Origin of the sequence: Streptomyces sp. NPDC046939 (assembly GCF_040644575.1) — a bacterium.
GTDB lineage: Bacteria > Actinomycetota > Actinomycetes > Streptomycetales > Streptomycetaceae > Streptomyces.
Genome location: NZ_JBEYWV010000005.1, coordinates 190,735 through 205,746, shown reverse-complemented (window position 1 = coordinate 205,746; position 15,012 = coordinate 190,735). Strand labels below are relative to the sequence as shown.

Here is a 15,012-nt window from a genome sequence, read left to right as displayed (position 1 = left end):
ACGCTCACTCATTTGAACGAGCGCGGCGGCGACGGCGGGTCCTCAGCGCCATATCGAAGAAGACGGGCGCTTGCGCGGCGCGTCGGCCATCGGCACGTCTGTCAGTGCCCTGAGGGCTTTAGATAAGCGTTCGAAAGTCGGGTGTTCGAAAGTCAGGAGTCTAGGCGGGCTCGGCTGCGTGCTCCATACCCCGTAGCCCCAGGATCAGGGCGCCCTGCGCTTCGGCCCGGGTGCCCAGTTCGCTGAGGTCGAGAACGAACTTGGAGTCCTCGGCGACCGCACCGGGCAGCGCGAAACGGTGCAAGGACTCCGTGCAGCCGTCCAGCAGCAACGGACTCTGAGCGAGCTGACCGCCGATGACGACGAGGTCGGGGTTGAGCAGATTGCACAACTGGGCCAGGGACTGCCCCAGGCGCCGCCCGGCATCGTGAATCACGCGCATGCAGACCGCGTCCTGCGCCTGGGCGCCTGCGATGACCTGTTCCAGCATCTCCGGTGGGGGCACGCTGTTGCGGGCCCGCGCGGCACGGACCTGTGCGACCAGCGCGTCGGCGCCGATCACTGTCTCCAGGCAGCCGCGCCCACCGCACTGGCAGACCGCGCCGTGCGGGTCCACGGTGAGGTGCCCCAACTCCCCCGCCATGCCGCCGTGACCCCGCAGCACGCTGTTGTGCACGATGATGCCGGCGCCGATGCCCGTCGACGCCTTCACGTAGACCACCGTCTCGGCGTTCTCCCGTGTGCCGTAGGTCTGTTCGGCCAGAGCGCCGAGGTTGGCGTCGTTGTCGATGAGAGCGCGCACGCCCAGCCAGGTGCCCAGGTCATGCGCCGGGTCGTCGCCCACCCGCCAGGGCGGCAGGATCGGCGGGGTGAAGGCGCCGGTACGCGGGTTGATCATCCGGGGTACGGCGATGCCGAGGGAGAACACGTCGGAGGGGCGCTGCCCCGTTCCTTCGATCGCCTCTTCGATCATCTGCTTGACCTCGGGCAAAGCCCGGGACCACCCCCTGCTGACGCCCTCAGAGCTGACCCGCGAGGCCACCTGGTCGAACTCCCTGTCGAGCCTGCGAGCGACCACGGTCATGTGATTGAACCCGAGGTGCACCCCCACGCCGACATCGTCGATAGTGGAGAGACAGACCTTGCCGCGCCCCTTGGCAGCGGGCACGAGACTGGCCCCCGCGAGTTCGCGGACCGCGGCCGACACTGTGGCCTGCGAGAGCAGGGTGCGATGCGCGATGTCGGCCTGGGTGCCGGACTTGATCGCCACGGCGAGAAGGACCCTCCGGCGGTTGGCTGCCCGGGTGGGTCCGGCCGCGGGCAATCGGCCTAAAAGATCGTCCACGTTCGCCATTGGTCCCCCACCCCGTACCCGCACGCGATCCGTATCGCGATTCCATGGATCGAAGAGGGAAATATTACCAGCCGAGCCTTCAATTCGAACCAGCTTTGGCTTCGAATCATTGAGGGGTGGTGGAGTGAACGGTGAGGCTTATGGAGCGCGCTGATCTGCGCCGGTGATCTTTCTGACTGTACGGAATTGGCTGGAAGTGATTGGGGAGGATCGTTGGCGTGGGCGATTTTGGTCAGAATGCCTATCGATTGATCGCTCGGACAAAAGGACGCCTGCGGCCGAGCAGCGCGAACATGAGGCGGTGCAGGCGGGGGGCGCAGGTGACACGCGGCGGAAAGGGGGGCGGCCAAGGGCAGAGCCACAATGCTGGACCCGGTTGCACGCCCACCTTGACGGCCTGACGAAACGCAACAGGTCCAGGTGCAGGTGCACTTGACCATCTGTCCTGCCCTGGCTGTGTTCGCCGAGCCTGTGTGTTCCGTCGCCTGCATGGACACCGGGCTGGAGGGCGAGCGTCTGCCAGAGTGGAACGGATCCGCCCGAGCCGCCGCCGGCCTGCCCGGGCTCAGGCGGGACGCCAGACCGCGCGGGATTCGAGCTCCTCCGAAAGCGGGCCCTGCTCTACGAGTACGGTGCCGTTCAGGAGTCTTCCTCGACGAGGCCGAATCCCGCGGGGAAGCCCTCCAGAAACTCGCGCCGCGATGGGTCCAGCTCCTCCTCGGCCATCGAACGCAGCAGTTCGATCAGCTCCATTCGTTGGACACCCGACAACTGCGTCACCAGGTAGGCGACGCCCTCCAGGGCCTTGACCGCGTCGTCCTGGTTCATCTGCTCGTCCTCGCACCCCTCGATGAACCAGAGGACATCGACCAAAGCCTCCGCCAAGGCACGGGTCAGTGACGGGTACGCAGGCATCGACAGGGTCTCCCATCAGGCGGCTGGCAGGGCGAGATCACCTCAGCACAAGCCACTGACATCGCTGTCGGTGAGGCGACCACGCAAAGGGGGCCCGGGCATCTGTATGGACGTCACCGGGGCCCGGCGGTGGGACGGTGTGGTGTCCTGGCGGATGATGTCAGCGGCCAGGGAAAGGGATTGCCCGGCTCTCGCGCTGGAATCGGCGATAGAAGTCCCCCATCGCTGCAGCGACCGGCGCGTAGCGGACAAGCAATGCCGCGATCCCCGCCGGCACCCCTTCCGGGAGCACCCCTTGGGCGCAGGCGCGCACAAACGCTGCGCGTTGTTCGGGTTGATAGCCGTGCAGAGCGACGGCAAGCCAGTTCACCAGGTGCGTGACGGCGTAGCGCCGGTCGTAGGTGCGGTGCTGGTCGAAGAAGTCGGCCTCGTCCTGGTCGAGGTCGAAGCGAGAGGAGATAGCGAGGCCGTAGTCGGCGAAGAAGAGCCGTCGGCCGTCGGTCAGGATGTTCTGGAAGTGCGCATCGAAGTGCAGCAGCCCGCGGGCGTTCATGAACGAGATACCGGCTTCGAGTTCGCTGTCCACCATGGCGCAGGCCCGCTCGGCCGCGGCGTCATCGGCGTCGACCTGTGCACCCAACCAGTCGTGCAGGTTCTGTGGAATGTACTCCAGGAACAGCATGAGGCTGGCCGAGGACTGCTCAAGGGCCTCGATCCGGCTGCGTACCTCCGCTCCGCCTCCCCAATAGGCGACAGCTCGTTCGACATCGGCCAGTTCCTCAGGAAGTGGTCGGCCCGAATCCGGGAGCACACGCCAGTGGTGCATCAGGGGAAATCCTTCGTAGTCCCCCGCGATCACCCAGTTCGTCGTCATTCCGTGCACGGCCAGCTCTCGCCAGGCTCCGAACCCCGGACCGCCGATACTGCCGACGCCGTAATGACAGAAGACCGGCAGTCCGAACAGATTTGCCGTGGAGTGAACGTTCTCCGGCCGCCGCTCCAGATCAGTCAGGGGTATCTGCTTGACGAAGACCGGGGCTCCGTCGACCTCCAGCAGCAGTGTCTGCCCACCGATGCCCGACCCGACCGGTGTGGCGGCGTCCACGAGGTCGCGCAGTCTGCGATCACTGCATAACGCCAGTGATGTGGACAGGCCGCCGTGGGCGGCCAAGCGGGCACCGTGGGACATGTCGGGGCTGTTCAACTATGCCTCCAGCCGGGCACCTGCCTCTCGTGCACCACTTCAAGAACACCCGGGCAGGAGCTGCCCGCAACCTTCTCACGTCGAGGGCCGGTGATCCGTTGTCGTGGCACGGCGGCTACCACAGCCGCCGAACGACGCGATGATGTCGCGTGCGCGGCTGCGGCTGGCTACATCGTAGCCTGCAAGGCCTCAACCGGGTGCGCCCCGCCCGGTCCAGCGGCTGACGCTCCTCCATCTCCTCCTCGCCCGCCCCCTCGGCGCCCAACCGGCTGACCTGCATGTACAGGGCGCGTGGGCTTGCAACTGCCCGGCCAGCCCGCAGAACACTTCCGTGGTCAGGTCCCGGCGCTGCCTGTTGGGGGGTCGCTCAGCCGCAGGCGTCTGTCAGGGCACGACAAGGCGGGAGGCGAAGGAAACCGCGAGTGCCGGGTCATCGGTCTCCAGCAGGACGCGGCCCCTGTGGCCGTGGCTGGAATGGCGGCCGGCCTCGTGGTCGTCGGCACGGAGTGGTGGGGGCGGTGTATGTTGCAGGAGTAGAGGGCCATTTTCTGGAGGGCAGGCGCTGGTGTCAGGCCGTGCGTGGCCGTCGACGCGGGGCGGAGCGGGCGCAGTGGATGCAGGTGGTCGCCGCAGGACGGATCTCCAGGCGCTCCGGAGCGATCGTCCCGCCGCAGTCCGCGCACTGTCCGTACTCGCCCCGCTCGAGGCGTTCCAGTGCCTGGTCGAGTTCTTCCACGTGCTCGCTCGCCCGGGCCAGCAAGGCGGCCACGTGAGCGCGCTCGAAGGCAGTGCTCGATCCCTCGGGGTCGTGCTCGTCGTCGACCGCGACCAAGGCGTTCGCAGCGACGATCGCGTCGAAGTCGCGGCTCAGCGCGGCCACCCGCGCCAGCGTGCCGGCGCGGTCCGCGTCAAGGCGTGCCCGGACGGCTGCGGAGGAGGACAGGCCGTCGGTACGACCGTCCTGGGATGTTTCAGCCATGGGTGTGCCAACGCCGGACATCGGCCCCGGATTCCCTGGTCGTCGTGGCGCCACCGTCAGCGACGTCGGCTTCACTACGCGCCAGTGCTGTGCCGGGCGGCCTCGGGTTGGGCGACGGCCGCCTACTACGCCGTCGCCCTTGCATTCGCAGGTCGGATGGGGGGCTGTCTCAGGCGGGGATGAGGCCGTGGGGGTCGATGATGTACTTCACGGGCGCTCCCGTGTCGAAGGTCGCGTAGGCGTCGGGTGCCTCGTCGAGGCTGATCACCTTCGTGTTGAGCATCGCGCTCAGATACGGCATGCGGTCCCACAGGATCGCCATCATCAGTTCGCGGTTGTAGTGCATGATCGGCGCCTGCCCGGCGGTGACCCGCGGCGACTTGATCCAGGCCTTGCCGAAGTCGAGCGGGAACGTTCCCTCCTGCTCGGGCTTCGACTTCGCGAGTGGGTCGGGGCCGTAGACGCCGATGACTCCGGTGGCCCCGCCCGCGCGGGTGGCGTCGAGCACCTGGTTGATGGCGTAGGCCGGGTCCATGTTCTCGGCTTCGCCGCCGATGCCATGTGCCTCGGCGCCGACGTAGTCGACTGCGCAGTCGACCATGGGCTCGCCCAGAATTGCCTCGATCTGGTCGGTGAGCGCCGCGTCCTGGCTCAGGTCGATCGTCTCGCAGCCGTTCTTCTTCACCAGTTCCAGGCGGTCCTTGTTGTGGTCGCCGACGATGATGCAGGACGCACCGAGGAGGCGCGCCGCTGCTGCGGCGCAGCGACCGACCGGGCCCGCACCGGCGATGTACACGGTCGAGCCCGGCTTGGCACCGGCCTCCATGAGGCCGTGGAACGCGGTGGGCAGGATGTCCGAGAGCACCGCCAGGTCACGGATCTTCGCCATGGCCTGGTCCTTGTCCGGGAAGCGCAGGAGCTGGAAGTCGGCGTACGGGACGAACAGGTACTCGGCCTGGCCGCCGTCCCAGTCGCCCAGGTTGAAGCCGTAGGCTCCGCAATCCACCTTGGGGTTCGTGGTCTCGCAGACGTCGGTCCGGCGCGCCCTGCAGTTGCGGCATCGGCCGCAGGCGACGTTGAACGGGACGGAGACGAGGTCGCCTTCACTGAGGAACTCGACGTCGGGCCCGACCTCGATGACCTCCCCGGTCATCTCGTGCCCCATCACCATGCCCTGGGGCACCGGGAAGGACCCGCGGTAGATGTGCAGGTCGCTGCCGCAGATGTTGGTGGCGACCATTTTGAGGATGGCTCCGTGCGGGGCCTTCTTCCCGTTCGGCATCTGCAGTTTCGGGAAGTCCAGAGACTCGACGCGCATGTCCTTCGTGCTGTGGAAGGTGACGGCGCGGTTGCTGCTCGCCATGACGATCTCCTTGCTGATCCACGGGGGCTCGGTGGTGGGAGTGCCGGCGATCATTTTGGGGCTTTTGTGACCTCGGCCTTCCCAACTTAGGGCTGCCACCCAACGTGTGCATGTGGAGTGGGATCTTCTATGCGTCCGTTGTCGGCTTCGAGGCATGACCGATGCGGCAGCGGTCGATCTCAGAAGCCCGCGCACGTCAGGCTCGGGTCCGGGTGAGGGGCCCTCGCGAGCACCCCCTCAAGGACGCCGGGCCCGACGGTCCCGCGCGACGCGACCTTGGTCCTCAGCGGCGTCTCCGGGGACCTTCCCGGTGCAGGACGCCCAGGACGACAGCACAGCGCTGTTCGCATCCGGCTTGGCGCCCAGTAGGTGGGACATCACCCGCCGACACATCGGCGCGGGGACTTTGAGCTACGTGACCGACGTCGATGTCGACGCCGGACTGCGTGAGACGGGCGGCGGTCGCGGCTCGGATGTGGGCATCGAGGCCGTCGGCGTGGGAGCCCACGGCTCCGGGGCCCAGCAGTTCTATGACGGCCTGATCCCGAGATCCTCGGCGACGGACCGCCATGGAGAGCACAGCGCCGCGATGCCCCTGTAGGGGCAGGGCGACGGCCTCTGCCGCCGCCGGTGAGGTGGGACCGCCCGGCCCCGGACCGCCGAAGTCGGCTCAGGCGCGCGGCGGAGGTGTCACAGCATCTCCAGTGGCTGCTTGCTCTGCGGCGGCGGGAACGCCCGGTCGAGTTTCGCGAGGTCCTCGGCGGTCAGGTCCACATCCAGAGCCACTCTGTTCTCCTCGACGTGCGCGCGGGAGGACGCCTTCGGGATCGCGATGACATCGTCGTGCCGCAGGACCCAGGCCAGGGCGATCTGCGCGGGCGTCGCGCCGTGGGCGGCGGCAACGTCCCGCAGCGCCGTGTGGCCGAGCAGACGGCCCTGCTCGACCGGCGAGTACGCCATGACGGGGATCGACAGTTCACGGCACCTGGGCAGCAGACTGTGTTCAGGCCCTCGACGGCTGAGGTTGTACAGCACCTGGTCGGTCTGCGGCTTGGCTCCGGGCGGCAGGTCCGCGAGATCATCCACGTCCAGGTTGCTCACTCCCCAGGAGCAGATGGCGCCCTCCCGCACCAGGGACTCGAACGCCTCGACCGTCTCCTCCAGCGGCACGGCTCCACGCCAGTGCAGCAGGTACAGATCGATCCGGTCCGTACGTAGACGACGCAGGCTCCCCTTGCATGCCTCGGCCACTCCACCGGCGTCCGCATGGGAGGGGAGCACCTTGCTGACCAGGAAGACCTCGTCCCGCCGTCCGGCCACCGCCTCGGCCACCACTTCCTCCGCCGCGCCGTCCCCGTACATCTCGGCGGTGTCGATGAGGGTCATCCCGAGGTCCAGCCCAGCGCGCAGGGCCGACACCTCGGCCGTGCGGCGTCCGGGATCCTCCCCCATCCCCCAGGTGCCCTGACCGAGCGCCGCAACCGCAGCCCCGCAAGGAAGGGTGACTGTTCGCGGATCCGCCATGGCTTCCTCCTGGATGTAACGGTAACGGTGGCCAAGACTGCCCACGACCGGCTGCACCGCGATCTTCAGACCGGGGTGGGATCCTCTCAGAAGGGAACGGGATTCTTCTGCGGCACACGCCAAGACGCCCTCCATATGTCCGTGGGTTCATGACATGCCGCCCGATAACCCCGGTCGCCGGCGTCGACCTGTTCGGCGGGGACAGTGTGCACGTCGATGAGGGGGTGCGCGGGCGCCGTGCTGGCATGTCGGCGGCGCGAAGAGCTCACAGGGCTGATCCGCTCCTGAACTACGAGCCGCCCTCCTCGACGCCGCCTGGGAACAACTCATCGAACGCCGTCGACAGTCGCCATTGGGCGACCGAGGACCTCCCCGTCCGCGACGCGATCGGCCGCGTGAGCGACGACTTCCCACTCACCGACCCGGACACCGGATTTTGCGCGAGGACACAGAGGACACAATTGACCTGGCGACGGTAGATGTCGTGGCCGTAGCCGCGGTCGGTCAGCAGAGCCTTTGAACACCGACGCGGGCTGCGATCCGGCCCATGACCGCCAGCAGGTCATGCCCGCAGCGCCGTCTTCAGAAGGAGGCCACTGGGGTACCGAAAAGACTCTCGTCCGGCACGATGCCGAGGCCAGGACCCTGCGGTCGCTTGATGTGGCCGCCCTCGATCCGGATCCCGTTTTCCTGGTCGTAATGGCCTTCGATGTAAGGGGCCGCGACCCAGACGCCTTCGAGCAGCTCGGGTGCCACCGTGGCGCCGACATGGACGCAGGCGGCGGCGAGGATGTCTCCGCCCCAAGCGTCGTCACAGGTGTGCGGCAGGTTGCGAGCTGCGCAGAGGTCGCGGAACGCACGCATCGGGTGCAGCCCGCCGATTCGGGTGACCTTCATGCCGAAGCCGTCGACCAGTCCGGTGCCGGCGGCGGTGATCGCCGTGTTCAGGCTGGTGGCATTCTCGTCCATGTAGAGCGCGTGGCTGATCTGTGGGCGGATCTTCCGCAAGTCCTCGATGGTGTTGCAGGGCTGTTCCAGGATGAAGGGGATGTCGGGGTTCTCCCGGCTGATTCGGAGCGCATCGCGCGTGGCCAACGTGCGGTTGCCATCGACCACCAGGCGCATCCCCGACCCGCGGATGGCCTCCCAGACCTTGCGGATGGTCTCGATGTCTTCCTCGACCGGCCGTCCACCGACCTTGACCTGTAGGCGTGGGTATCCCTCGGCGTGTTTCTCCGCTGCGATGCGGGCGGATTCGTCCGGCGCGCCGACGCCGATGGCGTAGTACGACGGCACGCGATCCGTCACCGCGCCGCCCAGAAGGTCGGACACGCTGATGCCGAGGTGCTTGCCCAGAAGGTCGTGGGCGGCGATGTCGATGGCTGCCTTGGCGTAGGAGTGGCCGTTGAGCAGGCCGTCCATGCGCCGGTGCAACGGTACTGGCATTACCTCGGCGCCGCTCAGTCCCGGTGCCATCTCACTGAGTGCCGCCACGGCCCCGGCGGCGTGGGATTCCGCGTAGGTGGGGCCGAGCGGGCAGGTCTCGCCCCAGCCGACAAGTCCGTTGTCGGCGACCAGCTTGACCAGCGTCGTGGAGAGGGTCCGGATTTCCGCACGGCCTACCTTGTAGGGGCCGTTGCGGACCGGCAGGCCGTACCGATAGATGTGAGTCTCGGCGATCCTCATCGTCTGGCCTCCGGAAGGTGAGCACGAGCCTGCCCGTCGATTTCTTGCTGAGGAGTTCTTCCTGTGCCCGGGCGTTCTTCTCGTATGCGAGGGCAACGAGGCGCGTTGGAAGTCCTCACGCTGCATCGGGTCCGGTGCTGCGCGCGTTGGCGAACGGTGCCGAGTGGGGCATCTCCACCTCCAGTCTGATGCCGCCGGCCTGCTCCCGTCCCGCCTCTCTGCGCGCAGGTTCAGGTGATCGTGCAGCACGTCGTACGGGATGGAGATGCGCCAAACTTCCGCCAAGGGCTGGGTGATGCACGCCGGGGCGAGCTCACCTCCGTGCTCCTCAGCGCCGGCATCGGCGACTCTTCACAGGACACCGCCGTTGTCGCCTCGCCCTACGCCTCCCCCGACCAGGCCGGACCTCGTACGAAGTGTGCCCCCACCGCGATCAGGGCGAGGGCCGCGATGACGCCGCCTCCCGTCATCACCGTAGAAGGCGAGGTGCCATCCACGGTGAGTCCGCCGAGCAGCGCGCCGAGGGAGATCGTCGCCTGGAAGGATGCGGTGAACAGCACGGTGGCCGCTTCCGGAGCGTGCGGGGCCGCCTTGGCGAACCACGTCTGGGAGATGACGGGCACCGCCCCGTACGCGGCGCCCCAGACGATCAGCAGCACTGTCACGCCGATGCTGTGGTGGCCCACGACCGGGAGCAGAAGCGTGGCGGCAGCGATCATGCCTGCGGCCGTCGCGAAGGTGGATCGCGGTCGGCGTGCGACGCCGGCGCCGCCGAGGAAGTTGCCGACCATTCCCGCGGCGCCGAAGACCAGCAGGAGAGCGGTGAGCGAGCCGGAGCTCACACCCGTGACCTGCTGGAGGAAGGGCGTCACGTACGTGTAGGCCCCGAAGTGTGCCAGGACGATGAGAAAGGTGAGCAGGAGCGCGAAGCGGGTGTTCGTGTTGTGGAACATGCTGTGCAGCACACTCAGCCGGGTCGGTCGGAGTGGCGGCAGCGGGGGGACGAGGAGCACGAGCAGGACGAGCACGGCGAGGGCCAGGGCGCCCAGGCCGGCGAATGTCATGCGCCAGCCTGCGAGTTCGCCGATGAAGGTGCCGGCCGGGACGCCCAGTACCGAACCAAGCGGAACGGCACAGAAGATGACGGCTGTGGCCCGGCCGACCGCTTCCGGGGGCACAAGGCGCTCGGCCAGGCCCGCACCGATCGACCAGAAACCGCCGATGACGATCCCGACGACGGCGCGCGAGACCAGGACCAGCCAGTAGTCCTGGGCGGCGGCGGCAAGGAAGTTCGCGACGGCCAGCGCGAACAGGAAGACGCCCAGCATGAGCCGACGGTCGATGCGCGCGGTGGCCACGGTGATCACAGGTGCCGAGATCGCCGCGAGGATCCCCGGCATCGTCATCATCAGCCCGGCCATTCCGTCGGTGACGGTGAAGCTGGAGCCGATCGAGGTGAGAAGCCCGATCGGCAGGATCTCCGTCGTGACGATGGCGAAGATTCCCAGCATCACCACGGCCACGGACATCCATCCGAGCAAGGAGGACCGCAGCGGCAGCCCGGTGCCGCTCGTGCGGCCTGCTGTCGTGGTCGTTGACATCATCTGCTGCTCCGTACTGTGTAAAAACCGCCTGGGCGATCAGTTCACAGGCCGAAGAAGCCGAAATCTGGCGGGTTTCCGACCGGACCCGCAGAGGCTTGGCTGGTGGTGGGCCGTGCATGCGGCGTCACGGAGCACGAGGGGGCTGGCGATGGCGGCTGCGACGCGCTCCGCCGTCGGCACGCCGTTGGCCCGGTGGGTGGTGGCCCGGTGCGTCACGACCTCACTGTCGGCTCTCCCGGTCGCGCAGCCATTGTCCGAACTCGGCGGCGACGATGCGTTCGTCATGCACGCCCGCCGCGTCGTCGGAGGCCAGCCATACGATGGGCGGGCCCATCACCTCGGGGCTCAGGTATCCGTGGCCCTCGGGGACGACGTCCTGGGGCAGCATCCCGGTGACCGTCGCGCCTCCGGGCAGCAGCATGTTGACGGTGACGCCCGTGTCCCGCAGGTCGGCCGCCATGATGCGGGACAGCGCCTCGCTGCCGGCACGCGACGGCCCGTAGGGAACGAAGCCGGCGCGTCGCATGGTCGAGTGGTTCATCGAGATGTTGACGATGCGGCCACCGCCGGATGCCAGCATCCGTGGCGTGATCTCGCGGGCGACCAGGAAGTACCCGGTCAGGTTGGTGTCGATCACCGCGCGGAAGGCGTCGGAGGGGACCTCCCAGAAGCCCTGCGGGTGTGTCATAAAGCGCGGGTTGACCGTGCGCATGCCGATACCGGCGTTGTTCACCAGCATGTCGATGCCCCCGAGCCGCGACCACGTCAGGTCGACGGCCCTGGCCACCGATGACTCGTCGCGCACGTCCATCTCTACGCCGGTCGCCCCCGGCAACCCCGCCGCGACGGACTCCGCACGCTCGCCGGAGCGCCCGGTCAGCGCGACGGAGGCCCCCGCCGCGGCCAGGGCTGAGGCCATGGCGAGTCCGAGTCCGCTCGTCCCGCCGGTCACCAGCACCTTCATCGGATCACCTCTGTCCTGAGAACCGGCCCGGCCGGGTCTCGGTCGCGCTCGCCGCCGCGCACCATGGTTACCCGTTCGCGACCGTGGTGCGCGGTGACAGGGCATGCCTGTGAGCGGAGGCCCGTGCCCGGAACTCTAGGTATTGGAGCGCGCTCGAAGCCAGGCAGCGGCGGCTGTCATGGGCCCGTCCGGGTGACCTGCGCCGAGCCCGCATGATCGCCGCGACGCATGCCCGGCCGCAGGCGGTCAGTCCAGTGCGGGGCCCGCGCCGCGTCCGGTGTGTGCGGGCCGCCCGACCGTGGCGTACCAGACCAGAGCCGCACATATGAAGGCCGTCGCCCCGGAGACCAGTGACCTCGTGAGGGTGTCGCTCCGTGCGCCGGAAACGAGGGCGATGGCCAGTGCCAGCGTCAGAGTGATGACGGGCAGGGCGCGCGGACTCCGCGTGGCGATTGGCGCGGCGGCCGACGGCAGCAGCCAGGTCGCGAGGCCGTAACAGGCACAGGCCAGCAACGTGGCTCCCAGCACTTCGCTGGGCCGGTGACCGCCCATGGTCGCGCTGGCGGCGGCGATGCAGGCGAGCCACAGCACCCCGGCCATGGCGACGTAGGGGCGGATGCGGGAGGACACCACGAGGACGGCGGCGAGAGTCAGCGCGGCGGGGATGGCCGTGTGCCCGCTGGGGAAACCCTGATCCAGAAGGTTTTCGGGCGCGCCCACCAGATCGGGGCGGGGCAGGGTCGATTTGAGCACCTCCTTGCCTCCGGTGGTGACGATGACAACCGCGAGCGCCGCGCACCCCTGCCACCAGCACCGTCGCACCAGGGTGAGAACCACGATGACCGCTAGGCCCACCATGAGGGTGGGCTTGGCACTCAACTCCATCGGCGGCAGGGGTGTCGAGCCGTAGGCCGCTCCGGACAGGGGGTAGATCCATGCCTCTTCGCTCCCCTGTTTGCCGAGACCGAACAGGGCGTTCTCAGCTCGTTGTCCCCACGGGGTGCAGATGGCGAGCAGATAGAGCGTCAGGAATCCCAGGGTGTACAGCAGAGTCGGCATCCACCGTCGTGTCGTACGCGACGGGCTGCGGCCTTCGGGAACCTGCCTCTCCGGCCCCGTCCGGTGCGCGGGCAGGGACGGGGAAGCGTGCTGAGTCATCGTTCTGTGTCTTCCGGTAAGGGGGTCGGTCACGCACGTCTAAGGGGGGTCGGTCACGCACGTCTTGCGGCACGCCGTGGGCCGCCGGGCTCGGTCGGCCCTCCGGGATCCGCTGCTAGTCGGCGAGCGCCCGGTTCTCCCGGCGCTGCGCGGTGATCGCCAGGACCGGCAGCGGTGCGATCAGGAGAAGGAGGACGACCAGGTTCGGAAAGGACTGCATGAAGGCGTCCGGCTGGACGACGATCGCCTGCGTCCGGATGAATGCGACCGCCGCGACGGGGATCAGCCACCGGTAGTCGCCGGTGGCGGCCGTCGCCACCCACGCGGCGATCAGCGCCGCGACTTCGACGACGAACAAGCCGCGTTGGAAGGCCGGGCTGACGGAGATGATGTGCAAGCCCCCGGCCATGAACATGGCGAGCACCACGGGTGCCAGCCAGCGGTACGAGCGGCGTCGCAGACGGCTGGGGCGACAGAGCGCCAGCACGGCGCACGCGGCGCACAGTGCCCCCGAGAGGAGCAGGTCACGGGCCGTTATCGGGGCGCCGAGACCGTAGTAGCTCAGGCCCCTCTTGCCCTCGTCGCCGAAGAGGGTGCGGCCGTGCGACGTGGCACCCGCCCAGATCATGGTCGCCGCGACCGGCAGGGCGATCCAGGGCTTGCCGCGCAGCAGGGCGATCAGGCAGACCAGCGGGAGCAGCCCGTAGGGCAGGAGTCGCGTCGGCCCGGACCCGTCCGCCCACGGGTACCAGCCGGAGAAGCGGAAGGCGACGGCATGTTGTCCGGGGTCGATGTGCAGTGCCCAGTGCCATACGTCCTGCAAGTACGGAACCAGCGCCAGCGCGGCGAGAGCCAGGGCGGCCAGATGGATGCCGTCCAGCCACCACGGCCGGGCCGTGTCGTCGACGACGGCGCGGGCGCGGGCCTGCACGCCCGCGCGCACCAGGGCGGCGACTTCCCGGGGCGGGGGCCAGGAGCGGCCGGGATACGCCTCGGACAGGCAGGCCAGCACCTCCTCCCCCTGCCGGGAACGGTAGGGCTCGGGATAGGCCGCGAGCAGCAGACGATTCATGCCGGGGCCGTTCCGGCACCCCGCGCGTGCCCGATGACGACGGCCGCCGCCTGCTGCATCCGCAGCGCCTCCCGGCTGAGCGCCTCGGTGCCGTCCTCGGTGAGCCGGTAGTAGCGCCGCGCCCGCCCGTCGACGATCTCCTCATGGCCGGCGGCCACGAGCCCGGCCCGCTCCATCCGCTCCAGGGCGCCGTAGAGAGTGCCGACAGCGATCCGGAGCCGCCCGTCGGTGGCCTGCTCGGCGGCCTTGATGATGCCGTAACCGTGCAACGGACCGTTCATGAGCGCAGCGAGGATGAAGTACTGCGGTTCCGTCAGGGGCGGATTCTGTCTGGTCATGCGTCGAGCATATATCGAGCTACGAAATATATCTGCCCCCCGTGCCGCACTGCCGACTCAAGCCGCGATGTCGGATTCGGGTTGGAGTGCGGGGCCGAGCAGCAGGCCCCCGTCCAGGACGAACTCCGAGCCCGTAGCGAAAGACGCGTCCTGCGAGGTGATGAAGAGCAACAGGCGGGTGACGTCAGAGGGTTCGGCTAGGCGGGGGATCGCGAAGGGTTCGGGCGAGTAGAAGTCAGCGATGGGCGGCTGGCCTGCAACGGTGGGTTCGTGGATCAGGGGTGTGGAGACGACGCCGGGGTGGATGGAGTTGACCCGGATGTTGTCCCGCCCCAGCTCCAGCGCGGCCGTCTTGGTCAGCCCGCGCACGGCCCACTTGCTGGCGGTGTAGGGGGCGTAGAAGGCCGTGCCGCCGTGGGCCATGGTCGAGGCGATGTTGACGATGGTTCCACCGCCGCCCCTGCGCATCGACGGAACCACGGCCTTGATGCCGAGGAACTGGCCGGTGACGTTGACGCTGAAAGTCTGCTCCCAGGTGCGGAGTTCGGTGTGTTCGATGGGGGCCGCCGGGTTCTGGACTCCCGCGTTGTTCACCAGGATGGCGACCGGCCCAAAGTGGCCTTCGACTTCTCGCACCAGCGCCGCCCAGCCGTCCTCACTGGTGACGTCCAGGCGGACGGACAGCGCCCGTCGGCCGAGCTCAGCGGCGAGATCGCGCCCGGCGTCGTCGTCGCGGCCGGCAATGACGACGTTCGCCCCCTCGGCGTGGTAGCCCCGCACATGACTGCCGCCCATCCCCCCGGTGCCGCCGGTGACGATGACGGTCTGGCCCTCAAAGCGTTCCATGATGC

The 15,012-nt window shown here is 68.5% G+C and carries 14 protein-coding genes; 1 reads left to right on the top strand and 13 read right to left on the bottom strand.

Annotated features, from left to right (window positions below):
- Positions 1-160: 160 nt before the first annotated feature.
- From ABZ877_RS07905 to ABZ877_RS07885, 5 genes are all read right to left on the bottom strand, one after another.
- Positions 161-1,354: an ROK family transcriptional regulator gene (locus tag ABZ877_RS07905; RefSeq protein ID WP_361066142.1), complete on the bottom strand. Its 1,194-nt coding sequence runs from the start codon at positions 1,352-1,354 to the stop codon at positions 161-163.
- A 639-nt stretch (positions 1,355-1,993) separates the two neighbouring features.
- Positions 1,994-2,269 (bottom strand): hypothetical protein, encoded by a 276-nt coding sequence (locus ABZ877_RS07900; protein WP_361066139.1) that lies wholly within the window; start codon positions 2,267-2,269, stop codon positions 1,994-1,996.
- Positions 2,270-2,429: 160 nt separating this feature from the next.
- The gene (locus ABZ877_RS07895) at positions 2,430-3,458 is read right to left on the bottom strand and encodes a protein kinase family protein (protein ID WP_361066383.1); all 1,029 of its coding nucleotides are present in this window, start codon (positions 3,456-3,458) and stop codon (positions 2,430-2,432) included.
- A gap of 583 nt (positions 3,459-4,041) precedes the next feature.
- The gene (locus ABZ877_RS07890) at positions 4,042-4,452 is read right to left on the bottom strand and encodes a TraR/DksA C4-type zinc finger protein (protein ID WP_361066136.1); all 411 of its coding nucleotides are present in this window, start codon (positions 4,450-4,452) and stop codon (positions 4,042-4,044) included.
- 169 nt (positions 4,453-4,621) lie between these two features.
- On the bottom strand, positions 4,622-5,815 hold the full coding sequence (locus ABZ877_RS07885; RefSeq protein ID WP_361066381.1) for an alcohol dehydrogenase catalytic domain-containing protein: 1,194 nt from the start codon (positions 5,813-5,815) through the stop codon (positions 4,622-4,624).
- 415 nt (positions 5,816-6,230) lie between these two features.
- Between ABZ877_RS07885 and ABZ877_RS07880 the strand changes: the two genes are divergently transcribed.
- Positions 6,231-6,416: a hypothetical protein gene (locus tag ABZ877_RS07880; protein WP_361066132.1), complete on the top strand. Its 186-nt coding sequence runs from the start codon at positions 6,231-6,233 to the stop codon at positions 6,414-6,416.
- 89 nt (positions 6,417-6,505) lie between these two features.
- Here ABZ877_RS07880 and ABZ877_RS07875 read toward each other — a convergent pair whose 3' ends face one another.
- The 8 genes from ABZ877_RS07875 to ABZ877_RS07840 form a co-directional block, all read right to left on the bottom strand.
- Positions 6,506-7,339 carry an aldo/keto reductase gene (locus tag ABZ877_RS07875; protein ID WP_361066129.1) on the bottom strand — a complete coding sequence of 278 codons (834 nt, stop codon included), beginning with the start codon at positions 7,337-7,339 and terminating at the stop codon, positions 6,506-6,508.
- 582 nt (positions 7,340-7,921) lie between these two features.
- Positions 7,922-9,025, bottom strand: a complete 1,104-nt coding sequence (locus ABZ877_RS07870; protein ID WP_361066126.1) for a mandelate racemase/muconate lactonizing enzyme family protein — start codon at positions 9,023-9,025, stop codon at positions 7,922-7,924.
- A gap of 380 nt (positions 9,026-9,405) precedes the next feature.
- Positions 9,406-10,554, bottom strand: coding sequence for an MFS transporter (locus ABZ877_RS07865; protein ID WP_361066378.1), 1,149 nt, complete (start codon positions 10,552-10,554; stop codon positions 9,406-9,408).
- 295 nt (positions 10,555-10,849) lie between these two features.
- A complete protein-coding gene (locus tag ABZ877_RS07860; RefSeq protein ID WP_361066123.1) occupies positions 10,850-11,593 on the bottom strand; it encodes an SDR family oxidoreductase in 744 nt (247 codons plus the stop codon).
- A 246-nt stretch (positions 11,594-11,839) separates the two neighbouring features.
- Complete coding sequence (locus ABZ877_RS07855; RefSeq protein WP_361066120.1) at positions 11,840-12,652, bottom strand: phosphatase PAP2 family protein; 813 nt, start codon at positions 12,650-12,652, stop codon at positions 11,840-11,842.
- A 214-nt stretch (positions 12,653-12,866) separates the two neighbouring features.
- On the bottom strand, positions 12,867-13,823 hold the full coding sequence (locus ABZ877_RS07850) for a hypothetical protein (RefSeq protein WP_361066117.1): 957 nt from the start codon (positions 13,821-13,823) through the stop codon (positions 12,867-12,869).
- Positions 13,820-14,161: a helix-turn-helix transcriptional regulator gene (locus tag ABZ877_RS07845; RefSeq protein ID WP_361066114.1), complete on the bottom strand. Its 342-nt coding sequence runs from the start codon at positions 14,159-14,161 to the stop codon at positions 13,820-13,822. The genes ABZ877_RS07850 and ABZ877_RS07845 overlap by 4 nt, the downstream gene beginning before the upstream one ends.
- A 57-nt stretch (positions 14,162-14,218) precedes the next feature.
- Positions 14,219-15,007, bottom strand: coding sequence for an SDR family NAD(P)-dependent oxidoreductase (locus ABZ877_RS07840; RefSeq protein WP_361066111.1), 789 nt, complete (start codon positions 15,005-15,007; stop codon positions 14,219-14,221).
- Positions 15,008-15,012: the final 5 nt, after the last annotated feature.